The sequence below is a fragment of the Nocardioides sp. Leaf285 genome, assembly GCF_001422955.1.
Classification (GTDB): Bacteria; Actinomycetota; Actinomycetes; order Propionibacteriales; family Nocardioidaceae; genus Nocardioides; species Nocardioides kribbensis.
Window position 1 is genome coordinate 332,550 of the sequence record NZ_LMNH01000002.1, and the last position, 16,915, is coordinate 349,464.

The window sequence follows — 16,915 nt, forward strand, 5'->3', positions numbered from 1 at the left end:
GCCCGACCCGCCCGGCCCGACCCGCCCGGCCCGACCCGCCCGGCCCGACCCGCCCGGCCCCGCCACGCACCCGCCCTGCTCGTCGTACCGAACCCCTAGGAAGAACTCATGCTGGAAGCCCTGCTCGTCGCCCTCGGGCACGCGATCGTCTACGCCCTGGCCGCGGGCGTGCTGCTCGTCGTCGCCTACTACGTGCTCGACCTCGTCACCCCGGGCCACCTCGGCAGCCACCTGCGCGGCATCGACGAGACCGGCGCGGAGTCGGTGCACGCCGCCTCGCGCTCGGCCGGGCTGGTCACCGCCTCCTGGCTGGTCTCCAACGCCCTGGTGCTCTTCACCGCGATCTGGACCAACGGCGAGACGTCGCTGGGCTGGGCCCTGGTCTGGACGCTGTGCTTCGGCCTGCTCGGCGTGGCCCTCAACGCGGTGATGTTCTTCGTCGTCGAGGCGCTGACCCCCGGTGACCTGCGCACCATCGTGTGCGAGCCCGGCCCGGTGCGCCCGCTGGCCTACGTCGCGGCTGCGTCGGCGATCTCGGTGGCGCTCATCGTCTGCGCCAGCATCGCCTGATGTGGCGCCACGCGTCGCGCCCGCGCCCGGAGTGGGAGCGCATCGTCACCGAGCAGGGGCTGATCTTCCCCGTCACCCCGACCCCCGAGGGCCGCACGGTGCCCTACTGGAACGAGTCGGCGTGGTACGAGGTGACCCTCGACGAGGTCGAGCTGCTCGAGGCCGCCACCGAGGAGCTGTGGGCGATGTGCGTCGACGCGGCCGGCCACATGGCCGCGACGATGACCGACGAGCGCCTCGGCCTGCCGCCCGGCAGCCTCGCGCTCGTGCGCCGCTCCATCGAGCGCGGCGACCCCGCGGTCTACGCCCGCTTCGACCTCGCCTACGGCGCCGAAGGGTCGGTGAAGATGCTCGAGATCAACGGCGACACCCCCACCGGCCTGGTCGAGACCGGCGTCGTGCAGTGGCGCTGGATCGAGGACGTCATGACCGACATCGACCAGTGGAACTCCGTCCACGACCGGCTGGTGGCCCGCTGGCGCGACCTGCTCGTCTCCGGTGAGCTCGAGGGCGACCACCTGCACTTCCTCTACGACCTCGGCGGGGAGGGGGAGTACGACGGCGGCGAGATGGAGATGACCGTCCACTACCTCATGGACTGCGCCGTGCAGGCCGGCTGGACCGTGATGGCCCACCCCATCGGCGAGGTCGGCTGGAACCCCGACACCCGCGACTTCCGCGACGTGCACGACCGCCCGATCCGCAACGCCTTCAAGCTGTATCCGTGGGAGGACATGCTGGGCGAGGAGTTCGGCCGGCTGCTGCTCGACGAGGCCGAGACGACCCCGGTGCGCTGGTTCGAGCCGGCGTGGAAGGTGCTGCTGAGCACCAAGGCGATCCTGCCCGTGCTGTGGGAGCGCAACCCGGGCCACCGGCTGCTGCTGCCGGCCTACTTCGACGAGCCCCGCGACCTCGAGGAGTGGGTGGCCAAGCCGCTGCACGGCCGCGAGGGCGACAACGTCACCGTGCACCTGGCCGACGGCCACGAGCAGACCAAGCCCGGCCCCTACGGAGCCGAGGGCTTCGTCTACCAGCGCTACTACCCGCTGCCGGTCTACGGCGGCAACTACGTGGTGCTCGGTTCCTGGGTCGTCGACGGGCAGGCCGCCGGCATGATCGTGCGCGAGTCCGACGGCATGGTCACCGACTACTTCAGCCGGGTCGTGCCCCACGCCATCAGCGACGGGCTCAGCCCCGACGACGCCACCGTGCGCGGCTGGCTGGCGACGCGTACGCCGGTCACGCCGCCGTCGCTGCCGCCGGGCTGACCCGGGCTCAGTCGGTCCCGGCGCCCCGCAGCAGCCTCAGGTGCAGCTCACGGGTCTGCGGCGACGGGTCGGCGCCGAGCTCCTCGGCGAGCTGGCGACGGTAGCCCTCGAAGGTGCGCAGCGCCGCCGCGGTCTCGCCCAGCTCGGCGTAGGCCGTCATGAGGGTGCGGTGGACGGCCTCGGCGCCGGGGTCGACGGCGATGGCCTGCTGGGCCAGGTCGACGGCCTCGCGCAGGGCGCCGGTGCGCAGGGCGGCCTCCGCCGCGTCGGCGAGCAGCACCGAGCGCAGGCCGCGCAGGGCCGCCCGCTCGGCCCGTGCCCAGGCCGCGGTCTCGTCGTAGGCGCTGAGGTCGCCGGCCCACAGGGTCTCGGCCCGCCGCGTGTGGTCGAGCACGTCGACCAGCCGGGCGTCGAGGAAGGCCAGCCGGGCGTGGCGGGCGTGGTCGCGGTAGACGGCGACGTCGACCCACGCGCCCTCGAGCACCAGCCCCTCGGGGTGGCGCACGACGCAGTCGGCCTCGACGGCGCGCCGGATCTGGCTGGCCGCGGTGCGCAGGCTCCCGCCGGCGTGCTCGGGCGAGGACGCGGGCCACAGGGCGTCGGTGAGGGTCCGCGCCCGCACGGGCCGCCCGTCGGCCAGGGCGAGCATCCGGACGAGGTCCATGGTCTTGCCGGTGCGCCACGCCGCGGGGGGCACGACGGTGCCGTCGCGCCGCACGACCTCGAGGCCGCCGAGGAGGCGGACGAGGACGGGAGAGGTGGGGCGGGGACCGGGCATGGCAGGCGGTGCTCCGTGGGGAGGGGGGATCGCAGCACCGGTCTGACCGCGGACCCGATCCTAACCCCGCCGCGCCTCCGGGCGCCGGGGAAACGGACCGTGGTCCGAGACACCCAGCGAGATCCTCAGGTCGTCGGCCGCTCCGGGGGGAGCAGGTCCCCGACCGCGAGCCGTCCCTCGATGACGTCGGTGGCGACCGTGCCCAGCGGGCGGGCGTGCTCGCGGGCGAAGGCGCGCATCAGGGCGAAGGCCTCCTCGATCTCGAGGTCGGCCCACTCCGCCACCACGCCCTTGGCCTGCTCCACCACGACCCGCAGGCTCAGCGCCGCCTGGAGCTGGTCGGCCAGCACCTCGCGCTGCCGGGGGGTGCGCTCCTGGAGCAGCCCGACCGTCGCGACCGCCGTGAGCGCCCTGGCGAGGGCGCGGTCGTCGTCGGTGAGGTCGGTGGCCGCGGCGTAGAGCAGCGCCAGCGCGCCGAGGCGCTCCGAGCGCAGGCGCAGCGGGACGGCGTGGACGGAGGGGTAGCCGAGCTCCTCGGTGGTGCGCACGAAGCGCGGCCAGCGTCGCAGGCCCTCGGTGCGGGGCACGTTGACGACGTCGTCGCCGGAGCGGAACGCGTCGAGGCACGGCCCCTCGGCCGTGGCCAGGGTCTCGAGCCCGAGGTCGCGCGCGGCGTGGGTCGTGGTGGCGATGACCCGCAGGGCGCCGCGCTGGTCGGCCAGGACGATGGCGGCGGCGTCGGCACCGAGGATCTCGGCGCTGCGCTCGGCGAGGTTCTGGAGGAAGTCGACCACGTCGAAGTCGTCGCCGAGGGTGTCGGCGAGCTCGACGAACGTGGTGGCCAGCAGTTGCTCACGAGACACGGGTGTCCCTCCTCGGTCGTCGGTGCGGAGGCTCGGCGGGCGGGTCACCGGAAGTCGATCCTGCGGGCCACGACGTCGCGCGCCACCTCGATGATGGACCTGTCGGCCACGTAGGCGTGAGCGCGCAGCAGCAGGAGCGCGTCGTGCAGGCTCACCACGGCCTGCACCGAGACCATGCCGGTGGCCTGGTGCACCTCCGGGTGCGTGGTGAAGCCGTCGACGGCGTCGTCGAGCCGCGGGTCGTCGAGGGCCCCCTGCGAGGCGGGGTCCTGCAGGTGGAGCAGCACCACGACGGCGGCGTCCACGAAGTGCAGCGCCAGCGACAGGTCGTCGTCGTCGAGCGCCCCGGCGCGGGTGCGGTAGACGTCGAGGGCGCCGAGCCTGATGCCGCCGATGCGCAGCGGGAAGGCGAAGACCGCGCCCACCCCCCGCTCGCGCAGGTGGGCGGAGTAGGCCGGCCACCGCTGCTCGCCGGCGCCGAGCTCGGTGAGCTGCACCAGCCGACCGGTGCGGAAGGCCTCCACGCAGGGCCCCTCCCCGAGGGTCAGCTGGAGCACCTCGAGCTCGTGGGCGGCCGGGTCGGAGGCGGCGACGAGCTCGCTGGTGGCGTCGGGGGCCATCACGGCGAGCCCGACCGCCACGGCGTCGAGCTCCCGCTTGGCCGAGCGGCACAGCAGCTCGGGCAGGGTGAGGTCGCTGCCCGCCTCGTCCATCAGCGACATGAGGATCCGTCCGACCGGCGTCACCGGGGCTCCGTCCCGGAGACGATCCGCTCGGCGAGGTCGCGCACCTTGACCTGCGACTCCTGCGACATCCGGCGGAGGTAGGCCATCGCCTGCTCCGAGGTGAGGGCGTGGCGCTCCATCACGATGCCCTGCGCCTGGCCGATGAGCGCGCGGGTGGTGAGCGCCTCGCGCAGGTTCTGCACCCGGTCGACCTGGCGCAGCAGCCGTCCGGCCTGCAGCGCGGTGCGGCCGAGGTCGGCCCAGCCGTCGTGCTCGAAGGCCCGCGGCCGGTGGGAGTAGAGGTCGAGGGTGACGGCGTGCCCCCGGATCGCGGGCAGGCCCAGGACGCGCACCGACAGCACGTCGAGCCCGGCGGCCGCGGTGCTCCAGTCGGGCCACAGCGGGTCGTGCCGGGTGTCGGCGATGGTCGTCGCGGACCCCTCCGGCAGCGCGCGGCCGCCGGGCCCCCCGTGCAGCAGCAGCCGGAGCTCGTCGAGCTCGGCCACCAGGGGATCGGTGAGGGCCAGCCGGGTGGCGCCGCCCGCCTCGGTGTGCAGGGAGAGGCCGGCGTGGTCGGTGCCGAGCCGCTCCCGGGCGAAGCGGGCCACCTCGCCGGCGCCCTCGGCGAGCTCCTCGCAGCGCTCGAGGCGCCCGAAGAGGTCCTCGAGGTCGGGCCAGGGTGAGGTCACGGTGCCCGCCCCCCCTGGTCGGTCGTCGGTGCGCCCCGGAGTGGGCGCGGCCTGATCCGCCACCATCGCACACCCGGGGTCCGGGGGTAGCCTTCCCGCAGTGCCCGAGCCACCCAGGAGGAGGCAGCCGTGACCGGTCGTCGGCCGCTCGTGCTCGCGGCCCTCGTGCTGCTGCTGCCGCTGGCCGGGTGCGACGGAGGCGGGGCTGGTGGGGGCGGCGGTGGGGACCCCGAGGGACCGGCCACGGCCTACGACCCCGCGCGCGACACCTCGGTCTACGACGACGCCCCGTCCACCGAGACCTTCGACGACGCCTTCCGGGAGGACTACGAGGCCCAGGTCTCGCTGCCCGACGGGCGCAAGGTCAGGCTGTGGTACTCCGCCTCGGGCGACCGGCTGCTGGAGCAGCACTACTCCCCGCGGGAGGGCGCCTGGACCTCGCCCGTGGTGCTGCACCGCTCCGAGGAGCCCGACCCCTGCCAGGGCATCGAGGTCACCGAGGAGGACGGCGTGGTCGCCGTCATCGCCGACTTCGGGCTCTACTGCTACGACGGGGACCCGCCCAGCGACTCCCTGGCCCTGGCCGCCACCGGCGACCTGACGACGTGGGACGTCGACTCCACCCTCGGCTTCGACGGCTGGCAGGCCATGACCATCGAGCCCGCCGCCGACGGGCCGCTCGTGACGTGGGACGGGCCCGAGGGCACCGGGCTGACCTGGACGGCGGCCTCGGGGTTCGCCGGTGGGGCCTGACCGGGCGCGCACCACCGGCCCGGCGCTCAGGCCGCGCCGAGGTCGTGGCGCAGCGTGCCGAGGATCCGGCTGAGCTGTCGCGACACCTGCACCTGGCTTACCCCGAGCTCCTCGCCGATCTCCCGCTGGCTGCGGCCCATCACGAAGCGCAGGGCCAGCACACGGCGGTCCCGGGCGTCGAGGGTGCGCACGACAGGACCCAGGTCGGCCCGGGCCTCGGCCCCGGCCAGCCCGTCGTCGGAGTCGTCGGGCAGGAGCGAGCCCAGCGTGGCGCCCCCGTCGCCGCCGGCGCCCCCGTCACCGACGGGCAGGTCGAGGGAGGTCGGCCGGAAGCAGCCGCGCGCCGCCCTGGCCTCGTCGACCTCCTGCTCCGTGGCCCGGCACGCCGCGGCCAGCTCCGCGGTGCTCGGCTCACGGCCCAGCCGCTGGGCCAGCGCGGTGCCCTGCTGCTCGAGGGCGCGCTGCAGGTCCTGGACCCGTCGCGGCGGCCGCACGGCCCAGCCCAGGTCGCGGAAGTGGCGCAGCACCTCGCCGCGGATCGTCGGCACCGCGAAGGTGAGCAGGTCCTCCGAGGCCGCCGGGTCGAAGCGGCGCACGGCCTTGACCAGGCCCTCGTAGGCGACCTGCACGAGGTCGTCGTCGGCCACCCCGCGCCCGCGGTAGCGCGCGGCGACGGCCTCGGCCACGCCGCGGTTGAGCACGACGACCTCGTCGAGCGCCTCGCGGCGGGCCTCGGGGTCGCCGGCCACGCTGCGCGCGACCAGCTCCGCCGTGCGCCGCGAGCGCTCGGCGCGGGGCACGCGGGCGGTGCGGGTGGGGTCGGCCGGGTCGGGAAGGGAGGTCGGGGGCATGACCGGGTCCTTCGGCGTGTGGGGTGGATCGCCGGTGTTTCCAGCGGGGCCCGGTCACCGACGCTAGCCACGCGGGCCGGGCGGCGACGCCACCCGCAGGGGTGCGGTGCATGACCGGGCGGGCGGGGGGAACCGGGGCCCATGCACCCCGTCCGGCACCTGTCCCCGCGCCCGTCCGTCCTCCCGGGGTCGGGCCCGCCCGCGGCGTCGCCCGCGCCGGAGCCGGTGCTGCTCAGCCGCGGGCACGCCGCCGGCACCCGCCCGCTGGTCGACCTGGCGCGCGCGGCGTACGACGTGGCCGACGCGGGGGTCGCGGCGATGGTGCGCCTCGCGCTGGAGGTCGAGGACGACGTGCCGCTGCCGGGGTCGGGGGAGACGCTGCGGCGCTGGGAGGTGCTGGCCACGGTGGCCGCCCAGGACCTCACCGCCGCGCGGGCGCTGGAGCCGCACCTCGACGCGGTCGCGGTGCTGGCCGAGGCCGGCCCGGCCGCCGCGGGCGTCGACGACCTGCTGGAGGAGGACGAGGGGAGGCCCTCGTGGGGCGTCTGGGCCGCCGAGGGACCAGGAGCGCGGCTGCGGGCGGTGCCCGACCCGGCCACCGGCGGGGTCCGGCTGACGGGCCGCAAGCCCTGGTGCTCCCTGGCGCGCGAGGTCTCCCACGCCCTGGTGACCGCCTGGGTCGACGAGGAGCGCCGCGGGCTCTTCGCGGTGCGGCTCGCCGATCCCGGCGTGCTCGTCGAGGACGGACCGTGGTCCTCGCTCGGTCTGGCCGAGGCCGTCACCTCGACCGTCGTGCTCGACGGGGTGCCGGCCCGCGAGGTCGGCGGGCCGGGCTGGTACCTCGAGCGCGCCGGCTTCGGCTGGGGCGGCATCGGCGTCGCCGCGGTCTGGTACGGCGGGGCCGTCGCGGTCGCGCGGCGGCTGCGCGAGCAGTGCGCTCGCCGCGAGCCCGACCAGGTGGCGCTGGTGCACCTCGGGGCGGTGGACGCGGCGCTGGCCGCGGCCCGGGCGGTGCTCGTCGAGGCCGCCACCGACGTCGACACCGGCTGCGCCGCCGGTGGGAGCGGTGCGCTGGCCGCGTTGCGGGCGCGCCAGGTGGTGGCCGACGCCGTGGAGGAGGTGACGGGGCGGGTCGCCCGGGCCCTGGGGCCCGGCCCGCTGGCCCACGAGCACCGCCACGCGCGGCGCGTCGCCGACCTGGGGCTCTACGTGCGCCAGCACCACGGCGAGCGCGACCAGGCCGCCCTCGGCCGGGAGCTGCTGGCCCCGAGCACGAGCGCGGACGGGGCGACGGCGTGGTGACCTTCGCCCACGACGCCCCCGGCACCGAGGCGCCGTCGTGGCGCTGCCACCCGCGGCGCCGCCAGGTGCGCGCGCTCGACCCGGCCCGCCTGCTCGGCCCGGCACCGGGCTCGGTGCTGGTGGTCGTCGCGGCCCACCCCGACGACGAGACGCTGGGGGCGGGAGCGCTGGTGGCGGAGGCCCACGCCCGCGGGGTGGAGGTGCGGGTCGTCGTGCTCACCGACGGCGAGGCCAGCCACCCCGACTCGCCCACCCACACCCCCGCCGAGCTGGCGGGGCTGCGGCGCGAGGAGGTCCGCGCCGCGGTCGACGCTCTGGCGCCGGGCTCGACCCCGTGGCTGCTGGGCCTGCCCGACGGCGCCGTGGCCGCGCACGAGGACGAGGTGGTCGCCGCCCTGGTCGGGCTGGTCGGCGACGGCCGCGACACGGTGGTCGTCGCCCCGTGGCGCGGGGACCAGCACCCCGACCACGAGGCCGCCGGGCGGGCCGCCGCCGCGGCGGTGGTGCGCACCGGTGCCCGCCTGCTGGAGTACCCCGTGTGGTTCTGGCACTGGGGCCGGCCCGACCTGGCGCCCTGGTCCGACCTGCGGGCCGTGCGGCCCTCCCCGGTGGCCCGGGAGGCCAAGGCCCGGGCGATGGCCGCCCACCGCAGCCAGGTCGCCCCGCTGTCCGCCGCGCCCGGCGACGAGGCGCTGCTGGCGCCCGGCTTCCTGGCCCACTTCACCGGCGCCGAGGAGCTCTTCGTGGAGGCCGGCGCCACCGACGAGGCGCTCGAGCAGGTGCACCGCCGCGACGCCGACCCGTGGGGCACCGACCGGCGGTGGTACGAGCAGCGCAAGCGGTCCCTGCTGCTGGCCGCGCTGCCCCGCGCCTCCTTCCTGCGGGGGCTGGAGGTGGGCTGCTCGACCGGGGCGCTCACCGCCGAGCTGGCCCCGCGCTGCCGCGAGCTCGTCGCGCTCGACGCGAGCCCGGCGGCGCTGGGCCACGCGCGCGACCGCCTGGCGCTTCTGGACGGCGTGCGGCTCGAGGCCGCCGTCGTGCCGGGGGAGTGGCCCGAGGGCGACTTCGACCTCGTCGTGCTCTCCGAGACCGGCTACTTCCTCAGCCCCCGTGACCTCGAGGGGCTGGTCGAGCGGGTGCGGGCCTGCCTCACCGACGACGGCGTCCTGGTGCTGTGCCACTGGCGCCACCGCGTCGAGGGGTGGGTGCTCGACGGCCCCGACGTCCATCGCGTCGTCGCCGCGGCGGGGCTGGGCGAGGTGCTCGGCACCTGGGTCGACCGCGACGTCGAGATCCTCGTGATCGGCCCCACCGACCTGCTGCCCGACCCTCGTGCCTGAGGCGGGCACGGTGCTCGACGCGCTCCTGGTCGTGGTGCCGGTGCACGACGAGGAGGAGCTGCTGCCCGGCTGCCTGGAGGCGCTCGCCGCGGCCTCGGCCCTGCTGGCCGTGGCCCGTCCGGCCCTGAGCCTGCTGACGCTGGTGGTGCTCGACCGCTGCACCGACGCCTCCGCCGAGGTGGCACGGTCCCACGGCGTGCGCACGGTCGCCCTCGACGCCGGCCGGGTGGGCGCGGCCCGGGCCGCCGGGGTACGGCACGGCGCGGCCCTGCTGGGCGCCCCGCCGGCCGCCACCTGGGTCGCCGCGACGGACGGCGACACGGTCGTGCCCGCCGACTGGCTCGCCGCCCAGGTGCGGCTGGCCGAGCACGGCGCCCGGCTCGTGCTGGGGCGGGTCGTGCCCGACCCCCGCGACGTCGAGGAGCACCTGGCCCGGGCCTGGCGCGCCCACCACACCTCGCCCGAGCCCGGCGACCACGTCCACGGCGCCAACCTCGGCGTGCGCCTCGACGCCTACCTCGCCGCCGGGGGCTTCCCCGACGCCGCCGAGCACGAGGACTCCGCGCTCGTCGACGCGCTGCGGGCGGGGGGCGTCGTGCCCGTCGGCGGGCCGCGGGTGACGACGTCGGGGCGGCGCCGGGGTCGCACGCCGGGCGGCTTCGCGGGCTTCCTGCGCGACCTCGAGTCGCGGCTGCACGGGCCGGCCCCGCATGCGTCCGGCGCGACGGGGAACCGGGTCGTGACCGCTCCACCGGACGACCCAGGAGGCACCATGACGAGTCCCGTCCCCCGCACCCCCGCACCCGCCCGCACCGAGGGAGGCGTGCGATGAGGGCCGTGACCTGGCAGGGCGTGCGCGACATGCGCGTCGAGGACGTGCCCGACCCGACCATCGTCGACCCCACCGACGCGGTCATCCGGGTGACGAGCACCGGGCTGTGCGGCTCCGACCTGCACCTCTACGAGCCGCTCGCCCCCTTCATGACCCCCGGCGACGTCGTGGGCCACGAGCCGATGGGCGTCGTGGAGGAGGTCGGCCCCGAGGTCCGCGACCTGAAGGTCGGCGACCGTGTCGTCGTGCCCTTCAACATCTGCTGCGGCACCTGCTGGATGTGCACCCAGGGCCTGCACAGCCAGTGCGAGACCACCCAGAACCGCGACCAGGGCACCGGCGCGAGCTTCCTGGGCTACAGCAAGCTCTACGGGCAGGTGCCGGGCGGACAGGCGGAGTACCTGCGCGTGCAGTTCGCCGACTTCCTGCCCGTCACGGTGCCCCAGGGCCCCGCCGACGACCGGTTCCTCTTCCTCTCCGACGTGCTGCCCACCGCCTACCAGGCCGTGCGGTACGCCGACCTCGCCCCCGACGGGGTGCTGCTCGTGGTCGGCGCCGGCCCCATCGGCGACATGGCCGCGCGGATCGCCCTGCACGAGGGCCACCGCGTGATCGTCGCCGACCGGGTGCCCGAGCGGCTGGCGCGCGTGCACGGCCGGGGCGCGGAGACCATCGACATCGACAGGGTCGACGACCTGGCCACCGAGGTGCGCGACCGCACCGCGGGCCGTGGTGCCGACGCGGTCATCGACGCGGTCGGCATGGAGGCCCACGGCAACCCCGTGGCCGAGAAGGTCATCAAGGGCGTGGGGCTGCTCCCCGACGCGCTCGCCAGGCCGCTGATGAAGCGGGTCGGCATCGACCGGCTCGACGCGCTCACCAGCGCCATCGACGCGGTGCGCCGCGGTGGCACCGTCTCGATCTCGGGCGTCTACGGCGGGGCCGCCAGCCCGATGCCGCTGCTGACGCTCTTCGACAAGCAGATCCAGCTGCGCATGGGCCAGGCCAACGTCAGGCGCTGGACCGACGACCTGCTGCCGCTGCTCGTCGACGACGACCCGCTGGGCGTGGACACCTTCGCCACGCACCACCTGCCGCTGGAGGAGGCGCCGGCGGCGTACCGCTCGTTCCGCGATAAGGCCGACGGCATGGTCAAGGTGGTGTTCCACCCCTAGGGCGACCCGGTGGGCCCCGGTCGAGGTGGGTTGCTAGCATTCGGCTCGCTCGATCGGGGCCCAACAGCGACCCCGTCCCCTGCGCCCCCACGCGGATCTCGACGTCCGGGGTGGCGCACGCCCGGACGGAACCGCATGCTGGCCCACATGGACATCGCCGCAGCCCTCGCCCAGGCCTCCGCCGATCTCAAGCAGCCCCAGGACCTCGACGCCGCCCTCGCGACGATCGCGGAGGTGGCCTGCGAGTCCACGCCGGGCATCGACCACGTGGGCATCAGCGTCGCGCACCGTGGTGGGCGCATCGAGACCCGCGCGTGGACCGACCAGGTCGTCGTGGAGCTCGACCAGCTCCAGTACGACACCGGTCAGGGCCCCTGCCTGCAGGCCCTGGAGTCCGACGGCGTCGTGCGCGTCGAGCACGCCCGTCACGAGCAGCGCTGGCCGGCCTTCATCCCCGGCGCCGTGCGGCTCGGGCTGCGCTCGCAGCTCGGGGTGCGGCTCAACTCCGACGCCCGCACCTTCGGCGCGCTCAACCTCTACTCCTTCTCCTCCGACACCCTCTCCGACGAGACCGTGCAGATGAGCGAGCTCTTCGCCTCCCACGCGGCGCTGGCGATGGGTCACGCCGAGCGGATCGGCAACCTCAGCGCCGCCCTGACCAGCCGGAAGGTCATCGGGATCGCGCTGGGACTGCTCATGCACCGCCTCGAGATCGACGAGCCGACGGCGTTCGCCTACCTGACCCGCATGTCGGCCAGCACCGAGACCAAGCTGCGCGACGTCGCCGCCTCGGTCGTGGCCGACCACGAGGCGCGCTTCGGCCGCGGCGCGACCGAGGCCGGGGAGCCGGAGCCCGCGGGCGCCTAGGCTCCCGTGCCCGCGCCGCCCGCCCCGGCCACCTCGTGCACCTGCGTGCCGGCCAGGGACGGGTCGATGAGGACCTTGGCGTGGCGCTCGGGGTCGCCCAGCGCCTCGAAGGCCCCGGCGACGCCGTCGAGGCCGACCCGGCCGGTGAGCATGGGCGAGGGGTCGAGGTCGCCCTCGCCCAGCGCGTGCAGGGTGTCGCGGAACTCCAGCGGCGTGTAGCCGACGACGAAGCGCAGGTCGAGCTCCTTGTTGACCGCCAGCGAGGGGCGCAGGGTGTCGGGCCCCATGCAGACCCCGACCACGACCACCCGGGAGAAGAGCGGCGCCCCGGCGAGCACGCCGTCGAGCATGCCGGGCACGCCCACGCACTCGAAGACCACCGGCGCCTTCGGCGTAGCGGCGCCGACCCGCTCGGCCGCGCGCCAGCCGTGCCACCAGCCGACCGGCAGCCGGCTCAGGCCCTCCACGGCGTCGATCGCTGCGTTGTAGGCGGCCGGCAGGGTCGCGAAGGCGCCGCGCTGCACCGCCGGGTCGTACGGCGACGCCACGGCCGGGTCGACCACGACGTCGGCACCGCACGCGGTGGCGAGGGCACGCCGCCCGGGGGAGGGGTCGCTGGCCACCACGTGGCGCACGCCGCGGGCCTTGAGCACGGTGACGACCGCCAGACCGACCGGGCCGCAGCCCAGCACGACGGCGGTGTCGCGCCGGCGCACCTGCCCGCGGGCCACGGCGTGCCAGGCGACGGCCATCGGCTCGGTCAGCGCCGCGACGTCGGTGTCGAGCCCGTTGGGCACCGGCAGCGCCAGCGACTCCTGCACCACCACCTGCTCGGCGTAGGCGCCCGGGGCGGCGAGCGACAGGCCGATCCCGTCGACCTCGCGGCCGCGCCGCAGCAGCGGCACGGCGACCACGGGCGTGCCGGGCCGCAGCCGTCCGCGGGTGCGCGAGCCGTGGTCGGCGACCTCGCCGAGCAGCTCGTGGCCGAAGACACCGGCCTGGCCCGAGCGCATGAAGCGGGGGTAGCCGACGAGGTCGAGCACCTCGGCGAGGTCGTCGCCGTGGTGGCGCGCGTGCAGGTCGGAGCCGCAGATGCCGCAGCGCCGCACGTCGAGGAGCAGCTGGCCGGGGCCGGGCTCGGGGTCGGGCAGGTCGACGACGGCGAGCTCGCCGTCGGTGCAGGTCACGGCGCGCATCCGGGGAGACTAGCGGCGCGCCTTGCCGGTGGCGGTAAGAATGCAGCATGCGTCGGCCCGCTCGACCCCGCCGGGCCGTCCTCGCCGCGGCCCTCGCTGCCGCGCTCGTCGTGGCCGGCGCGGGCACGGCCGCGGTGACCGGGCTGGGCGGCGAGGACGCCGTGGCGGTCGACGAGCAGGAGCTCGAGGTGCCGGTGGGGCCGGAGCCCTCGGGGGAGCGGGTCTCCCTCGACGTGTCGGTCTTCGCGCCCGAGGAGGGCGCCCCGGGCGCCGACGACGAGGGCCGCCGCGCCGCGGTGCTGCTGGCCCACGGCTTCGGCGGGAGCAAGGACGACCTGGCCGCCCAGGCCCGCTCCGTGGCCGCCGAGGGGTACGTCGTGCTGACCTGGACCGCGCGCGGCTTCGGCGACTCCGGCGGCCTGATCCACCTCGACTCCCCGGACTACGAGGTCGCCGACGCCTCGCGGCTGCTCGACCTGCTCGCCGAGCGCGACGACGTGCTGCTCGACGCTGCCGGCGACGCCCGCGCCGGCATCGCCGGCGGCTCCTACGGCGGGGCGCTGGCGCTGATGGCCGCGGCCTACGACGGCCGCGTCGACGCGATCGTGCCCGCGATCACCTGGCACGACCTCTCGCAGGGGCTCTTCCCGCAGCGCGCGCTCTCCGGCAGCGCCGCGGGCGAGGCGCCCGCGCCCGGCGTGCTCAAGCAGCGCTGGGCCTCGCTCTTCTTCGCCTCCGGGCTGGCCGCGGGCCTCGACCCCTCGGCCGCCTCCGCGGCCCCGGGCGTCGACCCGCAGTGCGGGCGCTTCGCCCCCCGGGTCTGCCGGCTCTACGACGAGGCCGCCACCACGGGCCGACCCGACGAGGCGGTCCTGCGGCTGCTGCGCCGCTCCTCCCCGGCGCCGGTGCTCGACCGGATCGGCGCGCCGACGCTGCTCGTGCAGGGCCTCCAGGACTCCCTCTTCGGCCTCGACCAGGCCGACGCCACCGCCCGCGGCCTCGCCGCCGGGGGCACGCCGGTCGCGGTGCGCTGGATCGACGGCGGCCACGACGCCTCCGGCACGGCGCTGTCGGCCGACGACCTGGTCGACCCGGCGCTGGCGTGGTTCGACCACCACCTGCGCGGCGGGCCCGACCCCGGCGAGGCCTTCGACCTCTCGCTGCCGGCCTCGCCCTTCGGCGAGGAGGAGGCCGAGCAGCTCACGGCCCCGGCGTACGGCGAGGAGACCACGACCACCCTCCCGCTGGCAGGCGCTCGTGGCGACGGCCCGCAGCCGCTGCTGTCGCCGCCCGGCGGGGAGCCCGCGGCGCTGACCTCGCTGCCCGGCACCGGCCCGCTGCTGGGCGCCGCCGGGTCGACCGGCGCCGGCTACGCGCTCGGGGCCCTGCCGGGGGAGTCGGCGGTCTTCGACACCCCCGCCCTCGACGAGCCGCTCACCGTCGTGGGCAGCCCGCGGGTGCGGCTCTCGGTGGTCTCCTCGACCACCGACGCCACCCTCTTCGCCTCGGCCTGGGTGGTCTCGGCCGACGGCGCCGCGACCCTGCCGCGCCAGCTGGTCTCGCCCGTGCGCCTCGAGGGCCTCACGCCGGGGCGCCCGCGCGAGGTCGAGGTGGCCCTGCCGACGTCGGCCTACCGCGTCGAGGCCGGGCAGTCGCTGCGCGTGGTGGTCTCCAGCACCGACGCGGCCTACGCCGTGCCCCAGGACCGCCGCACCTACGTCGTGTCGCTGGCCGGCGACGGCGTCGTCGTGCCGAGCGTCGACGCGGAGCGCACGGCCGGCACCGGCGGGCTGGCGCCCACGCCGCTGGTGGTGGCGGTGGGCCTGCTGCTGCTCGGGGCGGCCGCGCTGGCGCTGCTGGCCGGCCGGCGGCGCCGCGAGGCGCCCGTGGTCGCGGAGCTGGCCGACGTGCCGCTGGCCGTCGACGGGCTGGTGAAGCAGTACAGCAACGGCTTCCGTGCCGTCGACGGCACCTCCTGGCGCGCCGAGCGCGGCCAGGTCGTCGGCCTGCTGGGGCCCAACGGCGCCGGCAAGACCACCACCATGCGCATGCTCGTCGGCCTGATCCGCGCCGACGGCGGCAGCGTGCACGTGCTCGGCCACCGCGTCACCGCGGGCGCCCCGGTGCTGGCGCGGGTCGGCGCCCTCATCGAGGGCCCCGGCTTCCTGCCGCACCTCTCGGGTCGCGACAACCTGCTGGCCTACTGGGCCGCCACCGGCAACGACCCCGCCGCCGCGCACCTCGAGGAGACGCTGGCCATCGCCGACCTCGGGGTCGCCGCCGAGCGGCCCGTGCGCTCCTACAGCCAGGGCATGCGCCAGCGCCTGGGCATCGCCCAGGCCATGCTCGGCCTGCCCGAGCTGCTGCTGCTCGACGAGCCCACCAACGGCCTCGACCCGCCGCAGATCCGCAACCTGCGCGGTGTGCTGGCCCGCTACGCCACCGGGGGCCGCACCGTCGTGGTCTCCAGCCACCTGCTCTCCGAGGTCGAGCAGACCTGCAGCCACGTCGTGGTCATGCACCGAGGCCGGGTGGTGCTCGAGGGTGCCGTCGCCGACCTCGTCGACCGCTCGGGCTCCACCCTCGTCACCGTCGAGGGCGACCCGGCCCGCGCCGTCGAGGCGCTCACGGGTCCCGGTGGCCCCGGCGGCGTCGAGCAGGCCGCCGTCGAGCCCGACGGACGCGTGCGCGTCGTCGGCACCGCCCCGCGCCCCGCGCTCGTCGCGCGGCTGGTGGAGGCCGGGGTGCCCGTCGCCGCCGTCGACGGGCGCCGCCACCTCGAGGAGGTCTTCATGAGCCTGGTCGGCGAGGGCCAGCCCGCCCAGGTCGCCGACGCCGGGGAGGCACGCCGATGAGCCACCAGACCACCCCGCGCCGTCCGCTGCCGCTGCGCGCGGAGGTCCGGCGCCAGCTGCGGCGGCGGCGTACGCGGCTGTCGTTCGGGTTCCTGGTCGTCCTGCCGCTGCTGCTGGTGGGCGCCTTCGCGCTGGGCTCCGACGACAGCGAGGGCGGCACGTCGTTCGTCGACCTGGCCCAGGTGGGGCCGGCCAACCTGGCGGTCTTCGCGATGTTCGCCTCGGCCGGCTTCCTGCTCGTCGTGCTGGTGGCGCTCTTCGCCGGCGATGCCGTGCCGTCGGAGGCGAGCTGGTCGACGCTGCGCTACCTGCTGGCCGCGCCGGTGCCGCGGGGGCGGCTGCTGCGGGTCAAGCTCACCGTCGCGCTGGCCACCACGCTGGTCGCGCTCGTGCTGCTGCCGGCCTGGTCGATGCTGGTGGGGCTGGTCGCCTACGGCACCGAGGCCTACCAGGGCCCCACCGGTGAGCAGCTGACCTGGGCCGAGACGGGGCTGCGCCTGGCGGTCGCGGTGGGCTACCTCTTCGTCAGCCTGCTCTTCGTCTCCTCGCTGGCCGTCCTCATCGGGGTGCTCACCGACGCCCCGCTCGGGGCCGTGGGCGGTGCCGTGCTGATCACCATCGTCTCCAACATCCTCGACACCATCAGCCCGCTCGGGCGGCTGCGCGAGGCGCTGCCGACCCACGAGCAGTTCGCCTGGGCCGAGGCCCTGCAGCGCGACGTGGAGTGGTCGGGCATGGCCAGCGGCGCGCTGTGGTCGATCGGCTACTCGGTGGTGCTGCTCACCGCGGCCTTCGTGCTCTTCCAGCGCAAGGACGTGCTCAGCTAGGCGCCCCCGCCCGGCGGCAGCGCC

The 16,915-nt window shown here is 76.4% G+C and carries 16 protein-coding genes; 10 read left to right on the forward strand and 6 right to left on the reverse strand.

Features of this window, described 5'->3' with window-relative positions; all coding sequences use genetic code 11:
• The first annotated feature begins 108 nt into the window (after positions 1–108).
• Positions 109–570 (forward strand): DUF350 domain-containing protein, encoded by a 462-nt coding sequence (locus ASF47_RS06730; protein ID WP_056863237.1) that lies wholly within the window; start codon positions 109–111, stop codon positions 568–570.
• The gene (locus ASF47_RS06735; RefSeq protein WP_056863238.1) at positions 570–1,838 is read left to right on the forward strand and encodes a glutathionylspermidine synthase family protein; all 1,269 of its coding nucleotides are present in this window, start codon (positions 570–572) and stop codon (positions 1,836–1,838) included. Before ASF47_RS06730 ends, ASF47_RS06735 begins: the two co-directional genes overlap by 1 nt.
• Before the next feature lie 7 nt (positions 1,839–1,845).
• On the opposite strand, the gene ASF47_RS06740 is transcribed toward ASF47_RS06735, so the two are convergent.
• The 4 genes from ASF47_RS06740 to ASF47_RS06755 all read right to left on the reverse strand — a co-directional run bounded on the left by ASF47_RS06740 (position 1,846) and on the right by ASF47_RS06755 (position 4,893).
• Positions 1,846–2,616, reverse strand: coding sequence for an AfsR/SARP family transcriptional regulator (locus ASF47_RS06740; RefSeq protein WP_056863239.1), 771 nt, complete (start codon positions 2,614–2,616; stop codon positions 1,846–1,848).
• Between the two features lie 125 nt (positions 2,617–2,741).
• A complete protein-coding gene (locus ASF47_RS06745; RefSeq protein ID WP_056863240.1) occupies positions 2,742–3,479 on the reverse strand; it encodes a GAF and ANTAR domain-containing protein in 738 nt (245 codons plus the stop codon).
• A 44-nt stretch (positions 3,480–3,523) separates the two neighbouring features.
• The gene (locus ASF47_RS06750) at positions 3,524–4,225 is read right to left on the reverse strand and encodes a GAF domain-containing protein (RefSeq protein WP_056863241.1); all 702 of its coding nucleotides are present in this window, start codon (positions 4,223–4,225) and stop codon (positions 3,524–3,526) included.
• Positions 4,222–4,893: an ANTAR domain-containing protein gene (locus ASF47_RS06755; RefSeq protein ID WP_056863242.1), complete on the reverse strand. Its 672-nt coding sequence runs from the start codon at positions 4,891–4,893 to the stop codon at positions 4,222–4,224. Before ASF47_RS06755 ends, ASF47_RS06750 begins: the two co-directional genes overlap by 4 nt.
• A gap of 129 nt (positions 4,894–5,022) precedes the next feature.
• Between ASF47_RS06755 and ASF47_RS21000 the strand changes: the two genes are divergently transcribed.
• A complete protein-coding gene (locus ASF47_RS21000; protein ID WP_156697778.1) occupies positions 5,023–5,646 on the forward strand; it encodes a hypothetical protein in 624 nt (207 codons plus the stop codon).
• A gap of 26 nt (positions 5,647–5,672) precedes the next feature.
• On the opposite strand, the gene ASF47_RS06765 is transcribed toward ASF47_RS21000, so the two are convergent.
• Positions 5,673–6,497, reverse strand: a complete 825-nt coding sequence (locus ASF47_RS06765) for a sigma-70 family RNA polymerase sigma factor (protein WP_056863243.1) — start codon at positions 6,495–6,497, stop codon at positions 5,673–5,675.
• Between the two features lie 225 nt (positions 6,498–6,722).
• On the opposite strand from ASF47_RS06765, the gene ASF47_RS06770 reads away from it, so the two are divergent.
• From ASF47_RS06770 to ASF47_RS06790, 5 genes are all read left to right on the forward strand, one after another.
• Positions 6,723–7,799, forward strand: coding sequence for a hypothetical protein (locus tag ASF47_RS06770; RefSeq protein ID WP_056863244.1), 1,077 nt, complete (start codon positions 6,723–6,725; stop codon positions 7,797–7,799).
• Positions 7,793–9,139, forward strand: a complete 1,347-nt coding sequence (locus ASF47_RS06775; protein WP_056863245.1) for a PIG-L family deacetylase — start codon at positions 7,793–7,795, stop codon at positions 9,137–9,139. The genes ASF47_RS06770 and ASF47_RS06775 overlap by 7 nt, the downstream gene beginning before the upstream one ends.
• A 10-nt stretch (positions 9,140–9,149) precedes the next feature.
• Entirely contained in the window at positions 9,150–9,971 is an 822-nt protein-coding gene (locus ASF47_RS06780) for a glycosyltransferase (protein ID WP_082500141.1), read from the forward strand.
• On the forward strand, positions 9,968–11,146 hold the full coding sequence (locus ASF47_RS06785; protein WP_056863246.1) for an alcohol dehydrogenase catalytic domain-containing protein: 1,179 nt from the start codon (positions 9,968–9,970) through the stop codon (positions 11,144–11,146). The genes ASF47_RS06780 and ASF47_RS06785 overlap by 4 nt, the downstream gene beginning before the upstream one ends.
• A 147-nt stretch (positions 11,147–11,293) precedes the next feature.
• Positions 11,294–12,013 (forward strand): GAF and ANTAR domain-containing protein, encoded by a 720-nt coding sequence (locus tag ASF47_RS06790; RefSeq protein ID WP_162242265.1) that lies wholly within the window; start codon positions 11,294–11,296, stop codon positions 12,011–12,013.
• Here the strand turns inward: ASF47_RS06790 and ASF47_RS06795 are convergent.
• On the reverse strand, positions 12,010–13,209 hold the full coding sequence (locus ASF47_RS06795) for a zinc-binding dehydrogenase (RefSeq protein WP_056863248.1): 1,200 nt from the start codon (positions 13,207–13,209) through the stop codon (positions 12,010–12,012). The two genes, ASF47_RS06790 and ASF47_RS06795, sit on opposite strands and share 4 nt — an antisense overlap.
• A gap of 47 nt (positions 13,210–13,256) precedes the next feature.
• On the opposite strand from ASF47_RS06795, the gene ASF47_RS06800 reads away from it, so the two are divergent.
• Both ASF47_RS06800 and ASF47_RS06805 read left to right on the forward strand, forming a co-directional pair.
• Entirely contained in the window at positions 13,257–16,064 is a 2,808-nt protein-coding gene (locus ASF47_RS06800) for an alpha/beta fold hydrolase (protein WP_056863249.1), read from the forward strand.
• Positions 16,061–16,891 (forward strand): ABC transporter permease, encoded by an 831-nt coding sequence (locus ASF47_RS06805; RefSeq protein ID WP_056863250.1) that lies wholly within the window; start codon positions 16,061–16,063, stop codon positions 16,889–16,891. Before ASF47_RS06800 ends, ASF47_RS06805 begins: the two co-directional genes overlap by 4 nt.
• The last annotated feature ends 24 nt before the right edge of the window (positions 16,892–16,915 follow it).

What these genes read in the sequence shown, in the direction of transcription:
- ASF47_RS06735 (WP_056863238.1), top strand. Translation starts at nt 570, where the DNA reads ATGTGGCGCCACGCGTCGCGCCCGCGCCCGGAGTGGGAGCGCATCGTC.
- ASF47_RS06805 (WP_056863250.1), top strand. Translation starts at nt 16,061, where the DNA reads ATGAGCCACCAGACCACCCCGCGCCGTCCGCTGCCGCTGCGCGCGGAG.
- ASF47_RS06800 (WP_056863249.1), top strand. Translation starts at nt 13,257, where the DNA reads ATGCGTCGGCCCGCTCGACCCCGCCGGGCCGTCCTCGCCGCGGCCCTC.
- ASF47_RS06785 (WP_056863246.1), top strand. Translation starts at nt 9,968, where the DNA reads ATGAGGGCCGTGACCTGGCAGGGCGTGCGCGACATGCGCGTCGAGGAC.
- ASF47_RS06795 (WP_056863248.1), bottom strand. Translation starts at nt 13,209, where the DNA reads ATGCGCGCCGTGACCTGCACCGACGGCGAGCTCGCCGTCGTCGACCTG.
- ASF47_RS06730 (WP_056863237.1), top strand. Translation starts at nt 109, where the DNA reads ATGCTGGAAGCCCTGCTCGTCGCCCTCGGGCACGCGATCGTCTACGCC.
- ASF47_RS06790 (WP_162242265.1), top strand. Translation starts at nt 11,294, where the DNA reads ATGGACATCGCCGCAGCCCTCGCCCAGGCCTCCGCCGATCTCAAGCAG.
- ASF47_RS06765 (WP_056863243.1), bottom strand. Translation starts at nt 6,497, where the DNA reads ATGCCCCCGACCTCCCTTCCCGACCCGGCCGACCCCACCCGCACCGCC.
- ASF47_RS06740 (WP_056863239.1), bottom strand. Translation starts at nt 2,616, where the DNA reads ATGCCCGGTCCCCGCCCCACCTCTCCCGTCCTCGTCCGCCTCCTCGGC.